Genomic DNA, 22,019 nt, shown 5'->3' on the forward strand with positions numbered 1-22,019 from the left:
CCGAGGGACAACACGGCCACCCTCGCCAAATGCGAGCAAAGCTTCGCCGGAGTGCTGGCCGACATCGTCGGCACCGACCACGTATCGGTCGACAGCCACTTCTTCGACGACCTCGGCGCCGACTCGATGCTCATGGCCCGATTCTGCGCCCGAGTACGCAAGCAGCCCGACCTGCCCTCGGTATCCATGCCGGACGTCTACAAAAACCCGACGATCCGAAAGCTCGCAGCCGCCCTCACCAACAGCAAAAACAACACCAAAACCGACAGCAAAACCATGCCTGCCTCGCAGCAAGCAACTCCGGCGACTCTCAGTGAGACGCCGAGGCGGGCGCGCAATGGTGAGTACGTCCTCTGCGGGGCGTTGCAACTCCTGTTCCTCCTCGGCTACCCCGCCCTCACCACCATCGTCGCGGTGAAGGGCTACGAATGGGTTTCGGCCGGCCCGCACCCGATCGACATCTACCTGCGGGCGGTCGCGTACGGCAGCGCGATGTTCCTCGGCCTCTGCTGCCTTCCGATCATGCTCAAGTGGCTGCTTGTCGGCCGGTGGAAGCCCCAGCAGATCCGCGTCTGGAGCATGGCGTACTTCCGCTTCTGGCTCGTCAAGACCCTGGTCCAGCGGAACCCGATGGCGCTGTTCGTCGGTTCACCGCTCTACGGGCTCTACCTGAGGGCACTGGGCGCGAAGGTCGGGCGCGGCGCCGTCATCTTCTCCAGGAACGTGCCCGTGTGCACCGACCTGCTCAGCATCGGCGAGGGCGCGGTGATCCGGAAGGATTCGTTCTTCAACGGCTACCGGGCCCACAACGGCATGATCCAGACGGGCACGGTCAGCCTCGGCAAGGACGCGCTCGTCGGCGAGATGACGATGCTCGACATCTGGACCTCGCTGGGCGACGGGGCCAAGCTGGGGCACTCCTCCTCGCTGCACGCCGGACAGGCCGTGCCCGACGGGGAGCGCTGGCACGGCTCCCCCGCGCAGCCGACCGACGTCAACTGCCAGCGGATCCCCACGATGGACGTCAGCACCCGGCGACGGGTCGTCTTCTCGACCGTGCAACTGGTGAACCTGCTTCTGGTGGGTACGCCGCTGATGTTCGTCGTCGCGGTCCTCGCGCTCACGAAGATCCCGCAGCTCGTCACGCTGACGGCCGCGGGATCGGTCTCCTTCACAAGCTGGGCGTTCTACCGCGACGACGCGCTGGTCATATCCGCCGTGTCCTTCTTCGGCGCCTTGCTCGTCGGCCTCGTGTTCGTGGGAACCGCTCCGCGCGTGCTGAACCTCTTCATCAAGCCGGACAAGGTCTACCCGCTGTACGGGTTCCACTACTGGATCCACCGCGCGATCGCCCGTATGACCAACAGCAAGTTCTACCTGAATCTCTTCGGTGGCACCTCCTACGTCATCCACTACCTGCGTTGGCTGGGCTACGACCTTCGCGGGGTGCGGCAGACCGGTTCGAACTTCGGCGAAATGGTCAAGCACGACACCCCGTTCCTCAGTGCGGTCGGCAGCGGAACGATGGTCGCGGACGGGCTTTCCATCATCAATGCCGATTTCTCGAACACGTCGTTCCGGCTGTCCCGCGTGTCGATCGGGGCAGAGAACTTCCTCGGGAACCTGATCGCCTATCCGGCGCAGGGCAAGACGGGCGACAACTGCCTCCTCGCGACGAAGGTCATGGTTCCCGTCGACGGACAGGTGCGGGAAGGCATGGGCCTGCTGGGCGCGCCCAGCTTCGAGATCCCGCGGTCGGTCAAGCGTGACAAGCATCTGGACGTGGAGAGCAAGGACGAGCTGCGCCGCCGCCTCCGGGCCAAGAACGTCTACAACACCATCAGCATGGCGCTGTTCCTGCTGGCGCGCTGGCTTCTCATCTTCCTCGTCACCACGTTCTACCTGGCCGCCATCGACCTCTGGGCCTCCCTGGGTGCGTTCGCGTTCGCACTGGCCACCGCCGGGGTCTTCGTCGGCACCGTCGTCTACAACGTCCTGGTCGACCGGATGATCATTCCGCTGCAGGCCTTGCGGCCGCAGGGCTGCTCGATCTACGACCGCGCCTTCTGGCGGCACGAACGCTTCTGGAAAGTGACCACCCTCGGCTATGTCCTCCTCTTCAACGGCACCCCGCTCAAGAACGTGATCTGGCGGCTGCTGGGTGTGCGAATCGGCCGCCGGGTCTTCGACGACGGCCTCCGCATACCCGAGCGGACGTTCACCACGATCGGGGACGACTGCACCTTCAATGTGGACACCGTCATTCAGTGCCACTCGCAGGAGGACGGAGGATTCAAGTCGGATCACATCGTGATCGGTGCCGGCTGCACGCTCGGTGTCGGCACACTCGTCCACTACGGCGTGACGATGGGCGACGGCGCGGTGCTCGCCACCGGATCCTTCCTCATGAAGGGCGAGGAAATGCCACCGCACGCCCTGTGGGGCGGGAACCCGGCCAAGAAGATGCGTGAGCAGTCGGCTGACCTTCAGCTGCGCAGGAACGGTCTCGACGACCGCGCCGACGTGCTCGTCCGCGGCGACTGACACCCGGCAGACGTGGAACGTTGGGACGATTCGATGGACGATCGGATTGAGGCCGGCCGGGAGTTCTCGCGGGCTGTCCTGCGCACGGGCGGCGCGACCGCGATCCCGCGGTGCACGCTCGACCCGGCACAGGGCGTCGCCGAGCACATCGCGACCCTAGCGCGGCATGCGTGCGCCGGCCGGCCTGTGAGCTGGAGCTGCCGCTGCGCTGGGTGGCGCCGGCCGCGGACCTGGAACGCGCAGTCTCCTCGAGGACCTCACCACCACCCGGTCCTCGCCGACCTGGCCTGCCGGTCACGACAGGCTCGAGACGGCACCTTGCGGGCAGTGTGTCAACGAATCGGTGGCTCCGGCTCCTTCCCGAGTGGACATCGAGGAATCAAGGAGAAATGAGATGTCGACCTCTTCTCAGACGGCGCTGCTCGAGGTGGACCTGCAACCTGGCAAACCGCCGATCCTGCACACCGGGCCTGCCGGCGACGCGGTGCGCTGGGCAGCCGAGCACCGGACGGCGCTGCGCGCGGTGGTCACCGAGCACGGATCGGTCCTGGTCCGCGGCCTCGGGCTGCGCGACGCGGCCGAGACCGTCGCCGTCTTCCACCAACTGGCCCGCACCGGTCTGATGACCGAGAGAGAGGCCTTCGCCTCCCGGCGGACCTACGCGGAGGGCGTGTACTCCTCCTCGAAGTGGCCGCCGAACCAGCCGATGTGCATGCACCACGAACTGAGCTACCGGCTCGAGTTTCCCGGCCTGATCCTCTTCGCGTGTCTGTCCGCGCCCACCGAGGGCGGGGCGACCGGTGTGGCGGACTCGACGGCCGTGCTCGACGCGCTGCCCGGTGACCTCGTCGAACGACTAGAGCGGGAGGGCTGGATGCTCGTCCGCAACTACAACGAGGAGATCGGCACGTCGGTCGCCGAGGCGTTCGGCACCGAGGACCGTGGCGCGGTCGAGAGCTACTGCCGCGCCAACGCCATCGAGTTCGAGTGGCGACCCGATGGAGGGCTGCGCACCTGGCAGCGCCGCAGCGCGGTGGTGCGGCACCCGGTCACCGGGCGGCGGTGCTGGTTCAACCAGATCGCCTTCCTCAACGAGTGGACGCTCGACCCCGAGGTGCACGAGTTCCTGGTCGACACCTACGGCGCCGAGGGGCTGCCGTTCACCACCCGCTTCGGGGGCGGCGACCCGAAAGGCAGGGACGTCGTGCAGCTGCTCAACGAGGTGTACGAGGCCGAAACCATGCGGGAGCCCTGGCAGGTGGGCGATCTGATGCTCGTCGACAACATCCGCAGCGCACACAGCAGGGAGCCCTTCACCGGACCGCGTGAAGTCCTGGTCGGGATGGTCGACCCGGTACGCCTGGCCGACTGCTCGCCGACCGTCAAGGTGAACGCCGGATGACCACGTCGGACCAGCAGGGCAGGGGGTTGGGATTCGTCGGCTGTCAGGCAGAAGCGACGGAAAGGAATCCGCCGAAATGATCATCCGAGTGCCGGACCTCGTTGCGAGGTCCGCCCAGCGGAACCCCGGCGCACCCGCCCTGACCGCACGAACGACCACGATCTCCTATGCCGATCTGCACGAGCGGACGGAGCTCGCGGCCGTCGGCCTGCGCGACCTCGGCCTCGACGGTGGCGAGCGCGTCGCGGTCTTCCTCGACAAGAGGATCGAGACCGTCGTGGCGCTGCTCGCCTGCTCGCGGGCCGGTGGTGTGTTCGTCCCGGTGAATCCCGTGCTGCGGGCCAGGCAAGTGAGGCACATCCTCGACGACTGCGCCGTGCGGGTACTGGTGACATCCTCGGACCGGCTGCGGACCCTGCGCCCCGAGCTCGCCGCCTGCAAGTCGCTCTCCCACGTCCTGGTGCTGGGCGACTCGCTCGGGGAGGACGAGGAAGCCCCTTACCGCGTGCTCCCCTGGTCGAAGGTCGCCGAACCCGCGAGCCAGGCCGTGTGTCCTCCGACGGGCGGCGTCGACACGGATGTGGCCGCGATCCTCTACACGTCGGGGAGCAGCGGGGCCCCGAAGGGCGTCGTGCTGTCGCACCGAAACCTCGTCGTCGGCGCGGAGAGCGTCAGCACTTACCTGAACAACACGGCAGAGGACCGGATCCTGGCCGTTCTCCCGCTGAGCTTCGACGCGGGGCTGAGCCAATTGACGACCGGCTTCTGCGTCGGCGCCCATGTGGTGCTCTCCGACTATCTGCTGCCGGGGGATGTCGTCCGGCTGTGCGCGAAGCACCGCATCACCGGGCTGGTGGGCGTACCGCCGCTGTGGATCCAGCTCGCAGCCCAGACGTGGCCGTCCGAGGCCGTGGCCGGGGTGCGCTACTTCGCGAACACCGGGGGGCGGCTCCCGCGCGTCACCCTGCAACGACTGCGAGCGATCTTCCCGAACGCGAGGCCATACCTGATGTACGGCCTCACAGAGGCGTTCCGCTCCACCTATCTCGACCCGCGGGAGGTCGACCGGCGGCCCGATTCGATCGGCAAGGCGATCCCGAACGCCGAGATCCTCGTGGTCCGGGAGGACGGCGGCCTGTGCGGTCCGGGAGAGCCGGGTGAACTGGTGCACCGAGGTCCGCTTGTCACGTTGGGTTATTGGAACGACCCGGAGCGCACGGCCGAGCGGTTCCGGCCACCGCCGAACCGTCCGGCCGCGCTGTGTACGCCCGAACTGGCGGTCTGGTCCGGCGATGTCGTCGTCCGCGACGAGGAGGGCTTCCTGTACTTCGTCGGACGGCGTGACGACATGATCAAGACATCGGGGTATCGGGTCAGCCCGCAAGAGATCGAGGAAGTGGCCTACGAGACCGGCCTGGTCCAGGATGCCGTCGCGCTCGGTCTCGAGGACGAGGCACTCGGCCACCGGATCGTCCTCGTCGTGACGCCCTGCGATCCCGCCGGATTCGACCCGGCCGCGGTGACCGCACGCCTGCGGCAGGAACTACCCGGCTACATGGTGCCCGCCGAGGTGATGGTCCTTGATGTCCTGCCCCGATCGCCGAACGGCAAGTTCGACCGGGCATTCCTTCGCCACGAGCTCACCGCCTCCCGCCCGCAGGAGCCGGCATGACGTGCTCGCACGTGATGTCCGCGTGCCGAGTTCGGCGAGCGTCTGGCGGTCTTACAGGCCCGCGCCTACGGGATCACGGCCAGTCACACAGCGCCCCTCGGCCATCCGACGCCGACGGAGGTGATGGTGTAGATCCTAGGCCGCCGTATGTGTACGACGATGAGGAGAAGCCATATGACTCGCTCGCCAGAGATCTCGCAGGCTGTTTTCGAGGACGTCAAGGCCGTCGTAGTGGTCACGCTGGACATCGAGGACCGGGCCGACGACCTCGGGCCGGAGACGGAACTGTACGGCAATCTCCCTGAGCTCGACTCGCTCACCGTCGTCAAGCTCATCGTCGCATTGCAGAAGCGGTTCGGGATCGAGATCGGGATCGAGATCGTCGGTGAGACCTTCGAGACCCTCGGACGGCTAGCGGCCTTCGTGGAGTCGAAGGTGCGCTGAGAGCCGCACCGCCAGGCCGCTCTGTTCTCTGTCAGTGCAGTCCGCTGTAGGCGGCCATGATGATCTCCATGCCGCGGTTGTCCTCCTGCCGGTCCCGGTCGATCATCTGGTTCATGACATAGGCCACCGTCATGCGTGAGTCGGGGTCGCTCGCGACCAGCGAGCCGCCCCAGCCGCCCCAGCCGAAGGTGTTGCCGAACTTGCCGAAGCCCGCCGTCCAGGACATCGGGGTGCCGAGCACGCGGTCTCCGCCGCGGAACTCTTCCTGCCAAGCGGGCTCGCAACCCTGGGGGGACAGCAGGCGCACGCCGCCGGCCGAACCCCGGTTCGCCAGTACCGACTGGACCAGGGCGACGGAACGAGCGTTGCCGAAGCCGTTCACCGCAGGGATCTGCGCACGGCGCCAGGCCGCGGAGTTGGCGTCCTTGACCCGGATCGCGGCACCGGTGTTCTCCCGGGGTGCGCCATCCGGTCCGGGCGGTGCGGTGGCGGCGTACTCGTCGGTCAGTGACGGCGGCGGGATGAGCGGTGTGACGCGGTGGTCATGTTCGGGGGAGAGCCCGATATGGAAGTCCGCGCCGAGCGGTTCGGCCACTTCCTCGGCGAAGAACTCACCGAGGCTGCGGCCGGTGACGCGACGGACGATCTCGCCGACAAGGAAACCGAAGGTGAGCGCGTGATAGCCGGCGGACGTTCCCGGCACCCAATCGGGCGCCTGCGCTGCCAGAGCTGCGCACACGCTCTCCCAGTCGTAGAGCTCCTCGACCGCCGTCAGCCCGGACACGTCCGGCAGCCCTGCGGTGTGCGACAGCACGTGTCGCACCAGCACGTTCTCCTTGCCGGCCGTGGCGAACTCGGGCCAGTAGGCGGCGACCGGGGCGGACAGATCGAGCTCGCCCCGGTCGGCCAGGATCAGCGCGCACAGGGCGGTCATGTTCTTGGTCGTCGAGTTCACGCCGGTTATGGTGTCGCGCTCCCAGCTGACGGAGCGGTCGGCATCGGCGTACCCGCCCCAGATGTCGACCACCGGTTCGCCGTTGACGTAGACGGCCGCCGAGGCACCCACGTCGTCCTTGTCGAGCAAAGCTCCAAGAGCCGCCCGGACCGCCTCGAACCGCGGCGCGCAAAACCCCTTAACATCAGTCACGGGCGTAAGCCTCGTGCCAGGTCAGGGCTTCCTGCCCGACAATTCCCGCACTGGTTTTGTCGGGTGGGGCGCGATCCCGTCTTCTCTACTCCAGCAAGGCGGCCGCGAGCGCAGCGAGTCGCTCCGCCGTGGGTGTTCTGTGGCGGAGACAAGAACGGAGGGCGGATACGCGTGCTGGAGCGGCTGAATCAGGCGCTGGACCACCTGGAGGCCTGCCTCGACCGTGAGATCGACATGACGGAGGTGGCCCGGATCGCCGCGGTGTCGGAGTACCACTTCCGGCGGCTGTTCTCCGCGCTCGCCGGGATGCCGCTCCCGGTCTACGTGCGGCGCCGGCGGATGACGCTCGCCGGGGCTGAGGTGCTGGCCGGGGACCTGACGCTGCTCGATATCGCGGTGCGGTACGGGTACGGCTCGGGCGAGGCGTTCGCCCGGGCATTCCGTTCGGTGCACGGCATCGGCCCGGGCGAGGCCCGGCGCAGGGGCGCTGTGCTCACGGCACAGCCACGCATGTCGTTCCGTGTCGTCGTCGAAGGCAGCACGACCATGCGCTACCGGATCGTCGAGAAGGAGTCGTTTCGGGTCGTCGGCAGGAAGGCCCGGCTCCCACTCGTGTCGGAGGGGCTCAACACGGCGGCTGCGGCGCACTTGGAGAGCCTGGACGAGTCGGTGATCATGCGGATGAAGAACCTGGCCGGCCGGGAGCCGGACGGGATCCTGTCGGCGGTGGTGTACCTGACCGACAGCCGGGAGGAGGGCTCCGAGGCGGACTACTGGATCGGCGTGGTGACCGGTCCCGAGATGGCCGCCGAGGAGCTTGACGCCCTCGACGTTCCGGCCGGGACCTGGGCGGTCTTCGACAATCGCGGGCCCTATCCGAGTTCCCTCCAGGAGCTGTGGCGAGACGTGTTCACGCATTGGTTCCCCTCGAATCCGTACACGAGCAGACCAGGTCCGGAGCTCTTGCGGACGCAGCCGGTGGAGCTCGGCGCGGAGACCGACTCCCAACTGTGGATCCCCGTCGAGCGGGAGCGCGGCAGCGCCGGGGCCTGACGGCCTTGGCCTTGTCGACGCCGGTAACCCGCCCGTGGTTCAGCGGTCACCCCTCTTCTCGCAATCCGCTCGGAGTCCTTCGAGCGCGATGCAACGACAAGGCCTCGGATCAGGCGTTGTGCCGAAGCCTCAAACGCCCGGCGCTCACCCGCCGTCATCGCGCCCGACACCGAGCGACGAATCACGCTCAGCCCGTCCGCAGACCGACGACGTTTATCTCGGGGCATTCGCGGCCAAACTGGGTTGATGTCCGTCTCAGCGGACACCTACCGGGCGGGTGATGGCTTCGAGTGGGGAGGCTGCAGAGGCGTGGTCGAACTTATCGCGGCGGAGGGCGCGTCAAATCTTCCCTACGCGCGCCACCAAATGGCCCTGACGCTGGGCTGGCACATCATTTTCGCCTGTTTCGGCATCGCGTTCCCCGCGATCGTGGTGTTCACCGAGTGGCTGGGCCACCGGCGGGGCGACGAGGTACTGACGGGCCTCGCGCACACCTGGGCCAAGGCCATGGGCGTGCTGTTCGCGGCGGGTGCGGTCTCGGGAACGCTGTTGTCGTTCGAGATGGGCATCCTGTGGCCGGGCCTGATGGACCGCTTCGGTGAGGTGTTCGGTTTTCCGTTCGTACTGGAGGGATTCGCCTTCTTCGTGGAGGCGATCTTCGTCGGGGTGTACTTGTTCGGGTGGACTCGCCTGTCGCCGCGGGCGCACATGCTCAGCGCCCTGCCGATGGTCGTCGCGGGAATCGCGGGCGCGTTCTTCGTGGTCTCGGCGAACGCCTGGATGAACAACCCGACCGGGTTCCGGCTGGACGCCGAGGGGAACGTGGTGGGTGCCAGACCGTGGGCAGCGATGTTCGGCCCCTCCACATGGCCGCAGTTCACCCATATGTGGCTGGCCGCGTTCATGGTCACCGGCTTTCTGATCGCCTCGGTGTATGCCGTCGGGATGCTGCGCGGCCGACGCGACCGCCACCACCGGATGGGGCTGCTCATCCCGCTCACCGTTGCCGCGATCATCACACCGGTCCAGATCGGTGTGGGCGACTGGATCGCCAACACCGTCGCCGACAATCAGCCCGCCAAGCTGGCCGCCATGGAAGGCCTGTACAAGACCACTGCGGGCGCCGACCTGTCGCTCGGTGGGGTCTACGTCGACGAAGAACTGCGCTATGCCCTGGAGATCCCTCACGGGCTGTCGCTGCTGATCCACCATGACCCCGACGGCGTGGTGCCCGGCCTGGAGGAGGTGCCGCCAGACCAGCGGCCCCCGGTCAACGTCGTCCACATCGCCTACAACGCCATGGTCGCCATGGGCACCGCGCTGCTGGGGCTCGCCGCCTGGTTCGGCCTGGTGTGGTGGCGGCGACGGCGGCTGCCGCGCACCGCCTGGTTCTTGCGCGCCGTGGGCGTTTCCGGGGTCGCGGCCGTGGTGGCGATGGAAGGCGGGTGGGTCACCACCGAGGTCGGCAGGCAGCCGTGGATCGTCTACGGGCTCATGCGCACCGAGGAGGCGGTCAGCCCGGCAGGTGGTCTGGCCTGGGGCCTGGCGGCGGTGGCTGTCGTGTACAGCATGCTGACCTTCTTCACGGTGGTCGTCCTGCGCAGGCTGGCGCGCGGCCGGGACACCCTCGCGCCGCAGGAAGAGGGAGCGACACGATGACCCTCGCGTACGCGGTGCTGGGTGCGGCGTTCGTCGGCCTGATCGCCTACTCCCTGTTCGGCGGTGCCGACTTCGGCGGCGGCATCTGGGACCTGCTGGCCGGTGGCACCGAACGGGGGCGTGCCGTGCGAGAGCGGGTCGAGCACTCGATCGGCCCGGTGTGGGAGGCCAACCACGTGTGGCTGATCTTCGTACTGGTGGTCCTGTGGACGGGGTTCTCCGGAGGGTTCGCCGCCGCCGTCACGACCCTCTACATCCCGCTCACCCTCGCCGCGTTCGGGATCATCGCCCGCGGTGCGGCGTTCGCCTACCGCAAGAGTGTGGGAACCCTGCAGATGTGCCGCTTCTTCGGGGCGGCGTTCGCTCTGTCCTCCCTGCTGACCCCCTTCTTCTTCGGGGCGGTCGTCGGCGGGGTCGCCTCCGGCCGGGTGCCGCCCCGCATCGCCGGCGGTGACGTGGTGACCAGTTGGGCCAACCCGACCTCGATGCTCGGCGGCACCCTCGCTGTTCTGGTCTGCGCCTACCTGGCGGCGGTGTTCCTGTGCGGGGACGCCCGCCGCGACGGCGAGCCCGAGCTGGCCGAGGCGTTCCGCCGCCGCGCCCTGGCGACCGGCTTGGTCACCGGCGTGGTGGGTCTGGCCGGCATCGCGGTGCTGCGGGCGGACGCCCCCGTGCTTTTCGACGGGCTGACCGGCCGCGGCCTACCGGCGATGCTGCTGTCGGTCGTCGCCGGGCTGACCGCGCTCGGCCTGCTGCTGACCCGCCGCTACATCGCCGCGCGGCTCACCTCCGCGCTCGCCGTCACCGCGATCCTGGTGGGCTGGGCAGTGGGCCAGTACCCGTATCTCCTACTGCCCTCGCTGACCGTCGAAGAGGCCGCCACCGGCCGTTCCACCCTGCTGGCCCTGCTGGTCGCCCTGATCGTGGGCACGGTCATCCTCGTCCCGGCTCTGGTCTTCCTGTACACGCTGTTCCAACGCCCCCCTTACGCGCCCGAACCCCTGGACCGTTGACACCGTCAGAGACGCCAGGCCGAGGGCCACCCCAGCCTGACCGAGCCGCGAACCGGCGCCGATCTCGACGAGGACCGGAGGCCGGTTGGCCGGCCGACACCGACGGCCCACGCGCGTCGTCCCGCCCGCCGGTGTCACACAGTGCTGAGCGGGTGGGCCGCCGTGGCCGATCGTGGGGGCCAGGCGTGGGGCGCGAGTATGCCCAGGACGTAGGCGCGGGCCACGAGGGCCGGACGGGTGGCGGCGCCCAGCAGGTGCCGCAGGCGACTGAGGTGGTAGTCGAGCGTCTGCCGCGACAGTTTCAGCGAGGCGGCTATGTCGCTGTTGCTGCTGCCCTGCGCCAGCAGCGACAGGATGCGGATCTGCGCGGCGGTCAGCGGCGGATGCGCCTCATGGGCGAGGCTCTGATGGGTGATCACCGCCCAGACGTGCCGAGCCCGACTGGCGGAATGGCCGATAGTCGTCAGGTGGAGCTCCGCCCGCCGCTGCAGTCCGTGGGTGTCGACGAGCACGGCGGTGGTCTCGACACGTCGGGTGCGGCGGGCTATCAGACTGTTCCAGCGACGGTGCAACTGTTCGAGATCGGATCCCGGTCCGGGGGCCAGCAGTGTGTGGGCGCGGCGGCCCACGAGGTCGGTCAGGCCGAGGTGGAAGAGTTCGGCGGCCGCCACGCTCGCCTCGATCACGCGCCCGTTCGCCGACAACAGGGCGCAGGGCAGGCCGCTGTGGTCACGCAGGGCGCTGAGGTTCTCCTCGGCCTCCTGGCGCTGCGCCGTGGCCCGCACATGGTCGGTGATGTCCACGTAGATGCCGGCGATGCACGTACGGGACTGTCCCCGCACCGGGAAGCGGTGGCCGACCGCGCGGCCCGTGGTGCCGTCCTGACGCACGTAGCGCAGGGTGTGGCGGACGGGCGTGCCCCTGGTGAGTATCTGCTGGTCAAGTGCCCTGAACCGGTCGGCCTCTGCCGGGGCGTCGAAGTCCTCGATGTATCTGCCGACCAGCTGTTGCGGCACGGTGCCGTAGAGGTGCGCGTAGGCGTGGTTGGCCCACAGGTAGCGCCCGTGGCGGTCCCGGATGAAGGCGGCCGCCGGAGCGAGGTCCACGAGGTCCGCGAAGGCGGCGTAGCCGGAGGGCACCGCGAGTCCTGGTCCCTGCTGCCGCGGGTCCGGGGCATGCCGTGAGCCGCCCGGGTCGGCCAGGCCGCCGGTGTCGTCCGACCCACCTGTCCGTAAGGGCCCGTCGGCGTCCCCCTCCCCCGTCTGCCACGGCTCGTCGGCTTCCCTCCAGAACACGGGAAGGTTCTCGAGCAGTGTCTTGAGGCTTGGGTCGCCCACAACGGTCTCCGTTCGCATACGACTGTTTGACGCACAGTCACATGTCGTGGATATACCGCCCGGTAGAGAACACAAGCTCGATTCCCGGCCGACTTGCCGGGAGCTGCCCGGGCCTCGTCGCCTTACCGCTCGGGCCTGGTTCCGGGGACGAAACCCTGCGAATCACTTCGGCGACTCAGGCATTTGCCTGAGTCGTGAGCGCCCTCTGCGGCGATATGGACGGGTACAGCCTGGTCCCCTGGAGTGTGCGGGCGGACACGCCGGACGCCGTTCCCCGCCCGCGATCCCCGGGCCCGTCACCGCACCACCGGTGCCGAGGAGGGCCTCTGCCGACCAGGTGAATGGAGACGAATTCCTGTGAGCACGGTGCTGTTGGTGCATGCCAAGGGTGGTCCGCCGCTCGGCCATGTCCTGTCCCGGACGGCTGCGAGGGCGGACGTGCACCTGCTGGCGCTCAGCGCTCTTCCCGACGCCGTGGCGGGTTCCGCCGCCGGACTGTGCGCCTCGGTCACGACGCCGGACGACGCCGACCGCCGCGACCTGGTCTCCCTGATCGTCTCGCAGGCCCAGGAGGTCGGCGCGGACGCCGTGCTCACCTTCTCCGAGTACGCGGTCGTGGCCGTCGCCGAGGCCTGCGAGAAGCTCGCTCTGCCGGGCGCGGGCGCGGCCGCCGCACTCGCACGCGACAAACGGCTGATGCGCGGCACCTGGCAGCGAAGCGGCCTGCCGCAGCCCGCGTTCCGCCCGGTCGCCACGGAGGCGGATCTGCAGGCGGCGGTGAACGCCCTGTCCTGTCCGCTGCTGCTCAAGGCGGCCTGGAGCGCGGGATCCACCGCCCACCAGATCATCACCTCCCCCGATGAGGCGTCCGCCGCCTGGGCCCGCTCGCGCCAGGTCATGGCGGAGTCCGCCCGGTTGGGATACGCGGAGCTGCACGTCGCCGAGGCGAACGCCCACTTCGTGGTCGAGGAGATCGTCAGCGGCACCGCGGCGGACTGGTTCGACGAGCCCGGCTGGGGCGACTACCTCAGCGTCGAGGGCGTCGTGGCGAACGGCGTCTTCCACCCCGTCTGCCTCAGCGGCCGGATGCCCACCGTCGAGCCCTTCACCGAGCGCGCCGGCATCACCCCCGCCCTGCTCTCGCCGGACGCGCAGGAGCGCGTCGTGGACCTGGCGCGCCGCGCCGTCGACGCGCTGGGCCTGCGCGACTGCGGGACGCACACGGAGATCAAGCTCGGCCCCGACGGCACCATGTGGCTCATCGAGACCGCCGCCCGGTTCGGCGGCGCGATGACCGTGCCGCAGATCGAGGAGGTCTTCGAACTCGATCTGGTGGGCATGCTCGTCGACCACCTTCTGGGACGCCCGGTCGCCTGGCCGGAGCAGGCCCTGACACCGGCGCAGGCACGAGGGGCGGCGGGCTCCCTCGTCGTCCTCGCCGTGGACGGCCGCGGCGAGGCCTGGCGCGACCGCAGGTTCTGGGACTTCCCCGTGGTCGCGTCGGGCGTCCCGCTGAGCCCGGACAGCGAACTGTCGGTGGTGGCGGAGAGCTCCCTGCCCGACGGAAGTGTCGTGCCGGTCTACGACCCCGCCGCGGGCGCCAACACCATGGCGGCCCTGTGCCTGCTCTCCGCCGCCGACCCGCGGACGGTGCTGCGGGACTTCGAGACCCTGGTGGACGCCCTGCCCCGGGTGCTGCCCGCCGCGCAGTCCGAGGAGGTCCCCGCATGAGCACCCACCTGGCCACCGGAGCCGCCGAGACCGCCACCGACCGCACGGTCGTCGGCGAGAACCTCTCCCTGCCGCTCTTCCGCACGCTGTCGGGGGTCCTGGCGGGTCACCCCTACCTCAAGGTCGTCGTCGACCGCGCGGAGAACACCTGGCACCTGCTCGACACCGACGCGCACCCCTTCCACGTCAACTACATCGCCACCCGGGTGCTGGGGATGGACCTGGACGCGCTGGACGCGCAGCTGGACGCGTTCAACGCCTCCGTCTACACCGATCCCGAGCGCCGGTTCCTGCTCGGTGTGCTGTCCCTGCACACCGAGCAGGACGACGGCAGGGAGCGGCCGTTCCTCGTCCTGGAGACGACCGAGGCCGACACCATGCACGGCGAACTGCTCGCCCTCTTCTACGAGTTCGTCCGATCCCGGGTCGACAGCAGTCTCCCGCTGCTGCTCAAGCCCGCCAACCACGGACAGGAGGAGGAGCTGTCGGCGATCAGCGAACAGCGCGTGCCCCGCATCCTCAGCCACGAGCTGTTCGGCTCCCGGGAGCGCACACCGCTGAACCCCGGCGAGGCCACCGGGCGGCTGCGCTTCTTCCGGACGGCCGAGGAGTACAGGGCGGCGGAGTCCGGCCTGGGCTGGACTGACATCGTCGCGATGCCCTGCCTGCCCGACGACGTACCGCGCGTGGCCGGCTTCATCAACACCGCGCCGATCACACCGCTTTCGCACACCAACGTCCTCGCCTCCGGCTGGGGCATCCCCAACGCGATCGTCCGCGACCTGGGACAACTCGTCGACAACGACGGCCTCGACGACGCGTGGGTGCGCTACCGGGTCGGCGAGGACGACATATCCCTGCAGCGCCTCGACCACGAGCCCGACCTGCGGGCGCCGGCCTGGCACCAGCAGCGCATCCGACTCGAACCGCCGCTGCTCGAAGACGCCCCCGTGCTCTCCCTGCACCGCCTGCGCAGCGCCGACCGCGACCGCTACGGCACGAAGGCCGCCAACCTCGGCGAGCTGCACCACGTCCTCGACAGCCGCACGGTGGACCTGACCTCCTTCCACGGCCGGCCCCGCCCGCCGCGCGAGGACCTCTACGGCCACCTCGCCACCCGCCTCGGTCTCAGCGCCTTCACCGTGGAGCAACTGCGGTCAAGGGCGGCCGAGTTCGTCGCCGAGTCCGTCGGCGCCCCGGAGGGCGTCGCCCTCCCCTTCGCGCTCCAGCAGCAGTTCCTCGCCTCCTCTCCGGCCCTCCAGCAGGGCATCGGCAAACTGAAGATGGCGCTCGAACTCGACGCCACCGACGTCCTCGACTCGCTGTGCCTGCACCTGCAGCACCTGATCCGGCACGTCCCCGTCCCCGAGTCGGTCACCCGGCAGATCGACCAGGCCTTTCCCGCAGCGGCGGCCACGCGCGGACGGCTGGTGGTGCGCTCCTCCTCCAACGCCGAGGACCTCCCCGGGTTCTCCGCGGCGGGCGTCTACGACTCCGTCACCACCGTCCATGGCACGGGTGAACTCCTCGACGCCGTACGGCAGGTGTGGGCCTCCCTCGTGTCGCCGCGCAGCGTGCGGCTGCGCCACCAGGTCGGCATCTCCCTCGACGACACCTACATGGGCGTGATCATCCAGGAGTACGTGCCCGCCTCCCTGGGCGGCGTCCTCGTGACCTGCAACCCGACGCGCCGGGAGGACTTCCGCAACGTCTACCTCAACTGTTCCCCGGGCTCGCCGGAGCAGGTGGTCGACGGGACGGTGCTGCCGCAGCAGTACCTGTACAACACCGTGGAGGGCGGCGGCCGTACCGTCGCGCTGGGCTCGTGGAACCAGGGGCTGTCCGCCGCCGTCCGCGCCCGGCTCGCCGACCTGTCCCTGACCGGACGGCTCCTGCAGTCCCACTTCAGCGAGGCCGACGTGGACAAGCCCCTCGACATCGAGTGGCTGATGACCGAGCAGGGCGACTTCCGGCTGGTCCAGATCCGCCCCTACGCGCTGTGAGGGCGCTTCCCGGCCGGCCCCGCCCCGGCACCGCAGCGGGCACGGGTCTGACCGACACCGCCCGCCGGATCATCCGGCTCAACTACGGCTTCCAGCTGCTGTTCAACCTGCTGTGGTGGATGCCTGTGTTCTACGCCTACCAGAGGGCGGCCGGCCTCTCGGACGGGCAGATCTTCGGCATCCAGAGCATCTACTACGTGGCCTTCTGCCTGCTGGAGATCCCGACCGGGCTGATCGCCGACCGGATCGGCACCCGCAACTGCCTGCGCGCCGGCGCGGTGGTGATGACGGCCGCGAACCTGGCACCGGTCGTAAGCGCCTCCTACACGGGGTTCCTCGTCCACTTCCTGGCCATCGCCGCCGGCCGGTCGCTCACCTCGGGCGCGGCGAGCGCCTACCTGTACGACGGACTGCGGGCGGAACGGTGCGACGAGCACTATCTGCGCGCGGAGGGCACCGCGCGGGCACTGGGGCTGGCGGCGAAGGTGCTGTGCTGGCCGCTGGTCGGACCGTTGATGGCTCTCGCGCACCCGGCCCCGTACGTGCTCAGCGCCGTGAGTGCGGCGGGCTCCCTCGTCTGCGCCCTGCTGCTGCCCCGGCTCGCCGGAGCGGAAGCCGGAGCGGAGACAGGCCGGGGTGGCGGCGGGCGCCGGGGCGGCGCCTTCCTGCGGGACGCGGGAACCGCGCTGCGCTGCATCGCCTCCTCACCGTGGCTGGCCCTGGTGATGGTGCAGGGCGTGGCGGTCTTCACGCTGTCGCGCATCTGCCAGGTCAACCTCTTCCAGCCGATCCTGCTGGACCACGGCATCGGCGAGGCCTCGCACGGTGGGGTGCTGGCCGCGATGACCGTGGCGGAGGCGGTGGCGTCCGCCCGACCCCAATGGCTCAGCCGCAGACTGCCGCCGGTCGCCTGGGTGTCCGTCCTCAGCCTCGCGCTGGCGGGCGCCCTGGCGGCCATGGCCCTGGGCGGGCCGTGGACCGTCGTCGTGCTGCTCTGCCTGTTCGCCGCCGCCACCGGGTTCGCGTTCCCCGTCCAGCGCAAACTGGTCAATGACGCGATCCCCGCGCACGCACCGCGGGCCACCTTGCTGTCGGTGGAGAGCATCGTGGACCGCGCCGTGTGTGCGCTGGCCGCGATCGCCGCGGGCGCGTACCTGTCGGCCGGGCGTCTGGACGCCCTGCTGTGGCACAGCGCGCTGGCCACCGCGGTGTTGCTCGGGGTCTTCCAACTGCTGCTGCACAGCGGGGTGGTCGACCGTTCCGGCCAGGGCGGGAATCGGGCGATGCCGTCGCATCCGGGCGGCCGCGCGGGAGTCGGCACCGCGTCAGCGGGGGTGGGCGACGGTGCTCCCGACCCGGCGGACGCGGGCGCGACGGGAGAGACCGGCCGCGAGGGGGCCCTCGAACCGGACCAGGCCGCCCGGAGACCACGTACGACGTGACCGCCGGGTGATCGGACCCGTCGAACCCACACCGGGCCACCGGCCGACCAGACCCGCAACGGCCGCCTCCGAAACGGCAACCGTGGTGCAGGCGCCGATCCGTCGTCGTACGCCCGGACCAAGGGCGTACGACGACGGGGTATCTGCCCACCCCCGGCCGCCCTCCCTGCTGCGGCTACGGGCACAGCAGGACCGGGGCTGTGATCAGCCGGGGCGACGGCCGAGGAGTTCGACCAGTCCCGCCGGCAGGAACACGGGCCGGTTCGGCCGACCGACCTGGTACGACACGAAGCCCAGCGAGGAGGCGACGGACACCTCCTGGGCGGTCTCCGCCTGGTAGACGACCCGGCAACCGGCTGAGTCGTCCTTGGCCCGCTGCCACAGGACCGGGGACGGCTTGCGTTCGGCCTCGGTGCGCGGCGTACGGATCCGGTCGCCGAAGTCCGCCCAAGCGAAGGGCACCGGACCCCGCCATGTCGCGTCGACCTCGGTCCGGAGCCGGGCGGCGCGTTCAGCGTCGGTCGTGCCCCAGGAGGGCGGGACGTTGGTGATCAGGCCGACCCTGATGTGGCGTCCCCGCAGGCTCCGCAGGTACGAGGCCGCCCCGGGCAGGTAGGTGGTACTGCCGTCGTCGGCGGTGTGCACCAGGGTCTCCCCCAGGTCGAAGTACACGACAGGACAGGCCCGTTCCGCGTGTGCGGGCGTGGTGGCGGCCGCACCCAGGCCCTTGCCGGCCTCCTCGGGCGCAGCCGCGGTCGCCGGCGTGCAGAGCATCGCCGACACCAGGGCTGCGCCCAGTGCGAGGCCCGCACGGGCCGGCCTGTTGGAGGCGGATCCGTTCATGTGCACCATCACCCCTTCGCTGTCATAGACATGACACGCTAACGCTCCTGTGGTCCCTCGGTGGGCCGAGCACACGACTGGCTTGAACCCGCCCCTGGTCCGGGGCGGGTCTTGGACTGGCGCTGCTCCTGCGAGGGCCTCGGATGCAATGTCCAGCGGAAACAGCAGTACCTGGGTCGGTGGGCTGACGGCCCCCGGCCCAGGTACGGCCACTGCGGGTGCGCTATCGGGCCACCGCGCCGGTCGCCCTGCTCACCGCCGCCCCGTCCAGGTGCCCGGTACGGCGCGCGACCACCCGCACGGTGATCTTCTTGCCCTTCTGTGCCGACGCCAGTACGAGCGAGGACCTGGTAGCCCCACTGATCGCCGTGCCGTTCGCGTACCACTGGTACGCGAACGACGTGGCCGCCGGACTCCAGGTCCCGTTGACGGTCTTCAGCGTCCTGCCGACCTTCGCCGTGCCGCTGATCACCGGTGCCTTGGTCGCCCTGGGCGCGTCACCCTTGGTGACGGTGACCGCCGCCGAGGTCGCCGTCGCACCTGTCCAAGCGCTGCGGGCCGCGGTCACGGTCACCGTGAGTTTCTTGCCGAGCAGCGCCGGGGGCAGGGTGTACGAGGCGGCCGTCGCTCCCGCGATCGCCTTGCCGTCGGCCTTCCATTGGTAGGTGTAGGAGGAGGGGACCGCCGACCAGCCGCCCGGGGCGGCGGTGACCTTTGCGGCCACCCTGGCGGTGCCGGTCACCTTGGGGGCGGCGGTGTTCCTCAGGGCCGGCGGGGTCACCGTGAAGGCGTTCAGCTGGTACTGGACGCCGTGGGCGATGACGCTGACGCTCCAGGTGCCCGGGCTCACGCCGCTCAGGTCGACGGTTGCCGTCAGCGTGCGGTTGTCCGCGGACACCGACTCGGTTGTGGCCACCAGCCTCGTGCCGCCGTTGTCCAGCCGGACCACGGCATCCGGGCCGAGCGCGGTACCGGTGACCTTCAGGGTGACCTTGGAGCCGGCGGCGCCTGTGACTGGAGCAACCGCGGTTGCGCTCGGCCGGTCCGGGCCGCACGGCGCCCGAGTACAGGCCAGGCGCGCGCTGTAGGCGGTGCCGGACGCCTTCTCGGGAAGTCCGAGCAGGAACACGGTCGGAGTCGCAGCGGAGGACGAACCGCCGGCCGAGCACTGGTAGCCGGTGGGGTTGTGAAGCACGCAGCCGTTGCTCCACCGGCTGTTGTAGAGCACCGGCACCGCCGTGGTCGCGGCGCCGCCAGTGTCCGAGACCGTTGCGTCGAAGCTGTCGAACCCGGCGGTCGGCAGTACCGCGCACACCGCGCTGTGCGCCTCATCGAGGGTGCCGGTGACCGGCCCGTAGCCGTAGGCGACCGACGGGACCCGGGTGCACTCGGGAGCCGGACCTTCCGCCGTCGCTACGCGGAGCGCGTCCAGGTGGTACTCGGCTGCGGGCTTCTGCGTGACGGGGGTCTGCACGAGCACCTGGTGGGTGGTGGATCCGGTTGCGGTGCAGGAGGCGTTGCGAAAGGCGCATTCCATGACCCCGTCGCCGTTCAGCACCGCCGAGTTGGCGGTACCCAGCGCGTCCCGCACGTTGATGTGCAGGACGTCGGTGGCAGCACCGGTGGTGACTCGGTGACAGGAGATCGTGCCCGGGACGCCGGCCACGCCCTTCACGGACGCGCCGCCGACCTTGGCCGCCGCGGTCTTCACGCAGCCCGCCGAAGAGGCGGTGGCGGTGACGTCGCGCCGGGTCAGGGTGTACGTGGCCGCCTGGTCCCGGCCGGTCACCAGCACGGTGTGGGCGGCGCCCGGGGTCAGCCCGCAGACCGTCCAGCCGTTGGTGGTGGCCGCGCGGTCGCAGACCTTCCTGCCGGTGTCGTCGACGACCGAGAAGTTGGCGGTCGCGGTCCCGGAGGTGGCCACCAGCTGGAAGAGTTCGGCGGCCGAGTGGGCGTTCGCCGGGATGCTCAGGCACTGCGAGAAGACGCCACCGCCCGTGCCGAACGCGGCCTTGGCGCCGTCGGCGGCGAAACTGCCGGCGGGCAGCGCGGGGCAGCCACCCGGGGTGTCGGTGCGGTGGAAGGCGACGGCGTACGCGCCGGTGGCGTCGTCACCCTCGTCCTCGGTGTGCACCAGGGCTCGGTAGGGGGCCGTGCCGGTGAGGGCGCAGTCGCCGCCGGCTAGCCGGGACGCGTCGCACTGCCCGGTTCCGTTCCGGTCGACGACCTCGACGTCGGCGTCGACTCCGGCCGAGGAAAGGGGGGTGAGCGCCGCGATCCGGGCACCCTGTGGAGCGGCCAGAGTCAGGCAGTCGTACTGCCCCGCCGCGCTCAGCTCGCCCCTGTACAGGCCCGTTGAAACCGCCGCGCAGCCGGTGTCCGAGGCACGGTCGATGACGACCAGCCCGGCCCGGGTGTCCCGGAAGGGGTAGGTGCCGTCGAGGACGGCGGTGTACGTGCCCGGCGCCTCGACGGCGCACGGATCGGCCTCGTACCGGCAGACGCTCAGACCGGCCGCGTCGTACACCCGGGCCACCGCGACCTCGCGGTTCTCGGTCACCGAGTGCACCGTGTACGGACCCGCCGCACCGGCGGTGAAGGTGAAGCAGGGGTTGGCTGTGAGGTCCTGCCGCTCCAGCGGGCCGAACGGCCGGACCGGGGCGGTGGTGCAGCCCTGCGGGTCGTTGAGCCGGCGCACCTTCACCGCGTACGCGGCTGGAAACCCGCCCTCCGCACGCCAGACGGTGGAGACCACCCGGTAGGGGCCGTCGCCGGGCAGGACGCAGCTGTCCTCGCCGTCCTCGGGGAACCGCTCGCAGATCCGGGCGCCGGACGCGTCGGTGATCCAGGCGAGGGAGTCGCCGTACGTTTTCGAGCCATAGGTGAGCCGTACGCGGTCGCCGTGCTTGCCCTCGAAGGGCTGGCAGTCGACCTCCACGCGGCTCTGTGTCGTACGGGTGACGTCCGGCTGGTCCCAAGTCGTGCCGACCGGGTCCGCGCAGCCCGCGACCGAGCTGAGCGGCACCAGGGTGACGGACGTGGCCTTGTCCTCCCAGTCGTTGTTGACGACCTGCAGCGTGTAGGCACCGGCCGCGGGCACCGCGCACATGCCGTGCGTGGCGTACGCGTCGCCGTAGCAGTCCACATGGGAGCCGTCGGCGGCGAGCAGCCGACTCGTCACCGCGTTGCCGCTGTCGTCCCTCGCCGACGCCAGATACAGGCCGGGTGACCCGAGGGTGACGGTGTAACAAGCACTCGTGCCGGGAGCGACGGTCGCCCTGCCCACGGCATCCCCCGGATCACCGAACGGCGCCGTCGCGAGCGGCGCGCACGCCGGGTCGACAGGATCGTCGGCCCGCGCGGTGCCCGCTGCGGTGAGGCCGAGCAGCGAGGCGAAAAGCGGGACGGCGGCGAGCAGCGCGACGGCCCGCCGCCGTCTCGCAGGCGGACAGGAATCCGCTTCGGTCATCTGAATCCCCCCTGAAACAACGGTCGTTGAGGCGATGATCGCACACAGGTACGACACACCACTCGCGGGTTTCCCAGAGGGAGAGGGAGTCGAGGGCGGGTGGGTGCGCTGACGCTTCAGTGGCGGCCCGCCACCCGGTCGGTGATGCGGGCCAGGCGGGACGACGCCGTCGCGTGGCGGTCCGTCTCCCTGCGGTCCGCCGTTCGACGGATCGCACATAACTGGTCCTCACCAAGCCTCTGGACGTGGCGGTGAGTGAT

At 70.1% G+C, this 22,019-nt stretch carries 14 protein-coding genes; 10 read left to right on the top strand and 4 right to left on the bottom strand.

Translation table 11 applies throughout. The annotated features are described in order from the left end of the window. The 4 genes from ACFYXA_RS10835 to ACFYXA_RS10850 all read left to right on the top strand — a co-directional run. The coding region (locus ACFYXA_RS10835; RefSeq protein ID WP_389030788.1) for a Pls/PosA family non-ribosomal peptide synthetase at window positions 1–2,544 on the top strand (2,544 nt) is incomplete at its 5' end. 394 nt (window positions 2,545–2,938) lie between these two features. Further along, a complete protein-coding gene (locus ACFYXA_RS10840; RefSeq protein WP_389030791.1) occupies window positions 2,939–3,946 on the top strand; it encodes a TauD/TfdA family dioxygenase in 1,008 nt (335 codons plus the stop codon). Between the two features lie 76 nt (window positions 3,947–4,022). After that, a complete protein-coding gene (locus tag ACFYXA_RS10845) occupies window positions 4,023–5,618 on the top strand; it encodes an acyl-CoA ligase (AMP-forming), exosortase A system-associated (RefSeq protein WP_389030794.1) in 1,596 nt (531 codons plus the stop codon). A gap of 174 nt (window positions 5,619–5,792) precedes the next feature. Further along, window positions 5,793–6,062, top strand: a complete 270-nt coding sequence (locus tag ACFYXA_RS10850) for an acyl carrier protein (protein ID WP_352247080.1) — start codon at window positions 5,793–5,795, stop codon at window positions 6,060–6,062. A 31-nt stretch (window positions 6,063–6,093) separates the two neighbouring features. Here the strand turns inward: ACFYXA_RS10850 and ACFYXA_RS10855 are convergent, their stop codons facing one another. Next, complete coding sequence (locus ACFYXA_RS10855) at window positions 6,094–7,209, bottom strand: serine hydrolase domain-containing protein (RefSeq protein WP_389030797.1); 1,116 nt, start codon at window positions 7,207–7,209, stop codon at window positions 6,094–6,096. Between the two features lie 171 nt (window positions 7,210–7,380). Here ACFYXA_RS10855 and ACFYXA_RS10860 point away from each other — a divergent pair, with 171 nt between their 5' ends. The 3 genes from ACFYXA_RS10860 (at window position 7,381) to ACFYXA_RS10870 (ending at window position 10,934) form a co-directional block, all read left to right on the top strand. Next, window positions 7,381–8,262 (top strand): GyrI-like domain-containing protein, encoded by an 882-nt coding sequence (locus ACFYXA_RS10860; RefSeq protein WP_389030800.1) that lies wholly within the window; start codon window positions 7,381–7,383, stop codon window positions 8,260–8,262. A gap of 246 nt (window positions 8,263–8,508) precedes the next feature. Continuing rightward, window positions 8,509–9,921: a cytochrome ubiquinol oxidase subunit I gene (locus ACFYXA_RS10865; protein WP_389030803.1), complete on the top strand. Its 1,413-nt coding sequence runs from the start codon at window positions 8,509–8,511 to the stop codon at window positions 9,919–9,921. Next, complete coding sequence (locus ACFYXA_RS10870) at window positions 9,918–10,934, top strand: cytochrome d ubiquinol oxidase subunit II (protein WP_389030805.1); 1,017 nt, start codon at window positions 9,918–9,920, stop codon at window positions 10,932–10,934. The genes ACFYXA_RS10865 and ACFYXA_RS10870 overlap by 4 nt, the downstream gene beginning before the upstream one ends. 134 nt (window positions 10,935–11,068) lie before the next feature. On the opposite strand, the gene ACFYXA_RS10875 is transcribed toward ACFYXA_RS10870, so the two are convergent. Further along, window positions 11,069–12,229 (bottom strand): PAS domain S-box protein, encoded by a 1,161-nt coding sequence (locus ACFYXA_RS10875; RefSeq protein WP_389030807.1) that lies wholly within the window; start codon window positions 12,227–12,229, stop codon window positions 11,069–11,071. A gap of 399 nt (window positions 12,230–12,628) precedes the next feature. On the opposite strand from ACFYXA_RS10875, the gene ACFYXA_RS10880 reads away from it, so the two are divergent. The 3 genes from ACFYXA_RS10880 to ACFYXA_RS10890 are packed head-to-tail and all read left to right on the top strand — an operon-like array spanning window position 12,629 to window position 17,447. Beyond that, window positions 12,629–14,002, top strand: a complete 1,374-nt coding sequence (locus ACFYXA_RS10880) for an acetyl-CoA carboxylase biotin carboxylase subunit family protein (RefSeq protein ID WP_389030809.1) — start codon at window positions 12,629–12,631, stop codon at window positions 14,000–14,002. Beyond that, on the top strand, window positions 13,999–16,005 hold the full coding sequence (locus ACFYXA_RS10885; protein WP_389030811.1) for a PEP/pyruvate-binding domain-containing protein: 2,007 nt from the start codon (window positions 13,999–14,001) through the stop codon (window positions 16,003–16,005). The genes ACFYXA_RS10880 and ACFYXA_RS10885 overlap by 4 nt, the downstream gene beginning before the upstream one ends. Then, window positions 16,002–17,447 carry an MFS transporter gene (locus tag ACFYXA_RS10890; RefSeq protein ID WP_389030814.1) on the top strand — a complete coding sequence of 482 codons (1,446 nt, stop codon included), beginning with the start codon at window positions 16,002–16,004 and terminating at the stop codon, window positions 17,445–17,447. Before ACFYXA_RS10885 ends, ACFYXA_RS10890 begins: the two co-directional genes overlap by 4 nt. Window positions 17,448–17,651: 204 nt before the next feature. Here the strand turns inward: ACFYXA_RS10890 and ACFYXA_RS10895 are convergent, their stop codons facing one another. Continuing rightward, window positions 17,652–18,290 (bottom strand): hypothetical protein, encoded by a 639-nt coding sequence (locus ACFYXA_RS10895; RefSeq protein ID WP_389030817.1) that lies wholly within the window; start codon window positions 18,288–18,290, stop codon window positions 17,652–17,654. A gap of 223 nt (window positions 18,291–18,513) precedes the next feature. Further along, window positions 18,514–21,759, bottom strand: coding sequence for a Tat pathway signal protein (locus ACFYXA_RS10900; protein WP_389030820.1), 3,246 nt, complete (start codon window positions 21,757–21,759; stop codon window positions 18,514–18,516). Between the last annotated feature and the right edge of the window lie 260 nt (window positions 21,760–22,019).

This window comes from Streptomyces sp. NPDC002566, from assembly GCF_042889585.1.
In the GTDB taxonomy this organism is placed as follows: Bacteria; Actinomycetota; Actinomycetes; order Streptomycetales; family Streptomycetaceae; genus Streptomyces.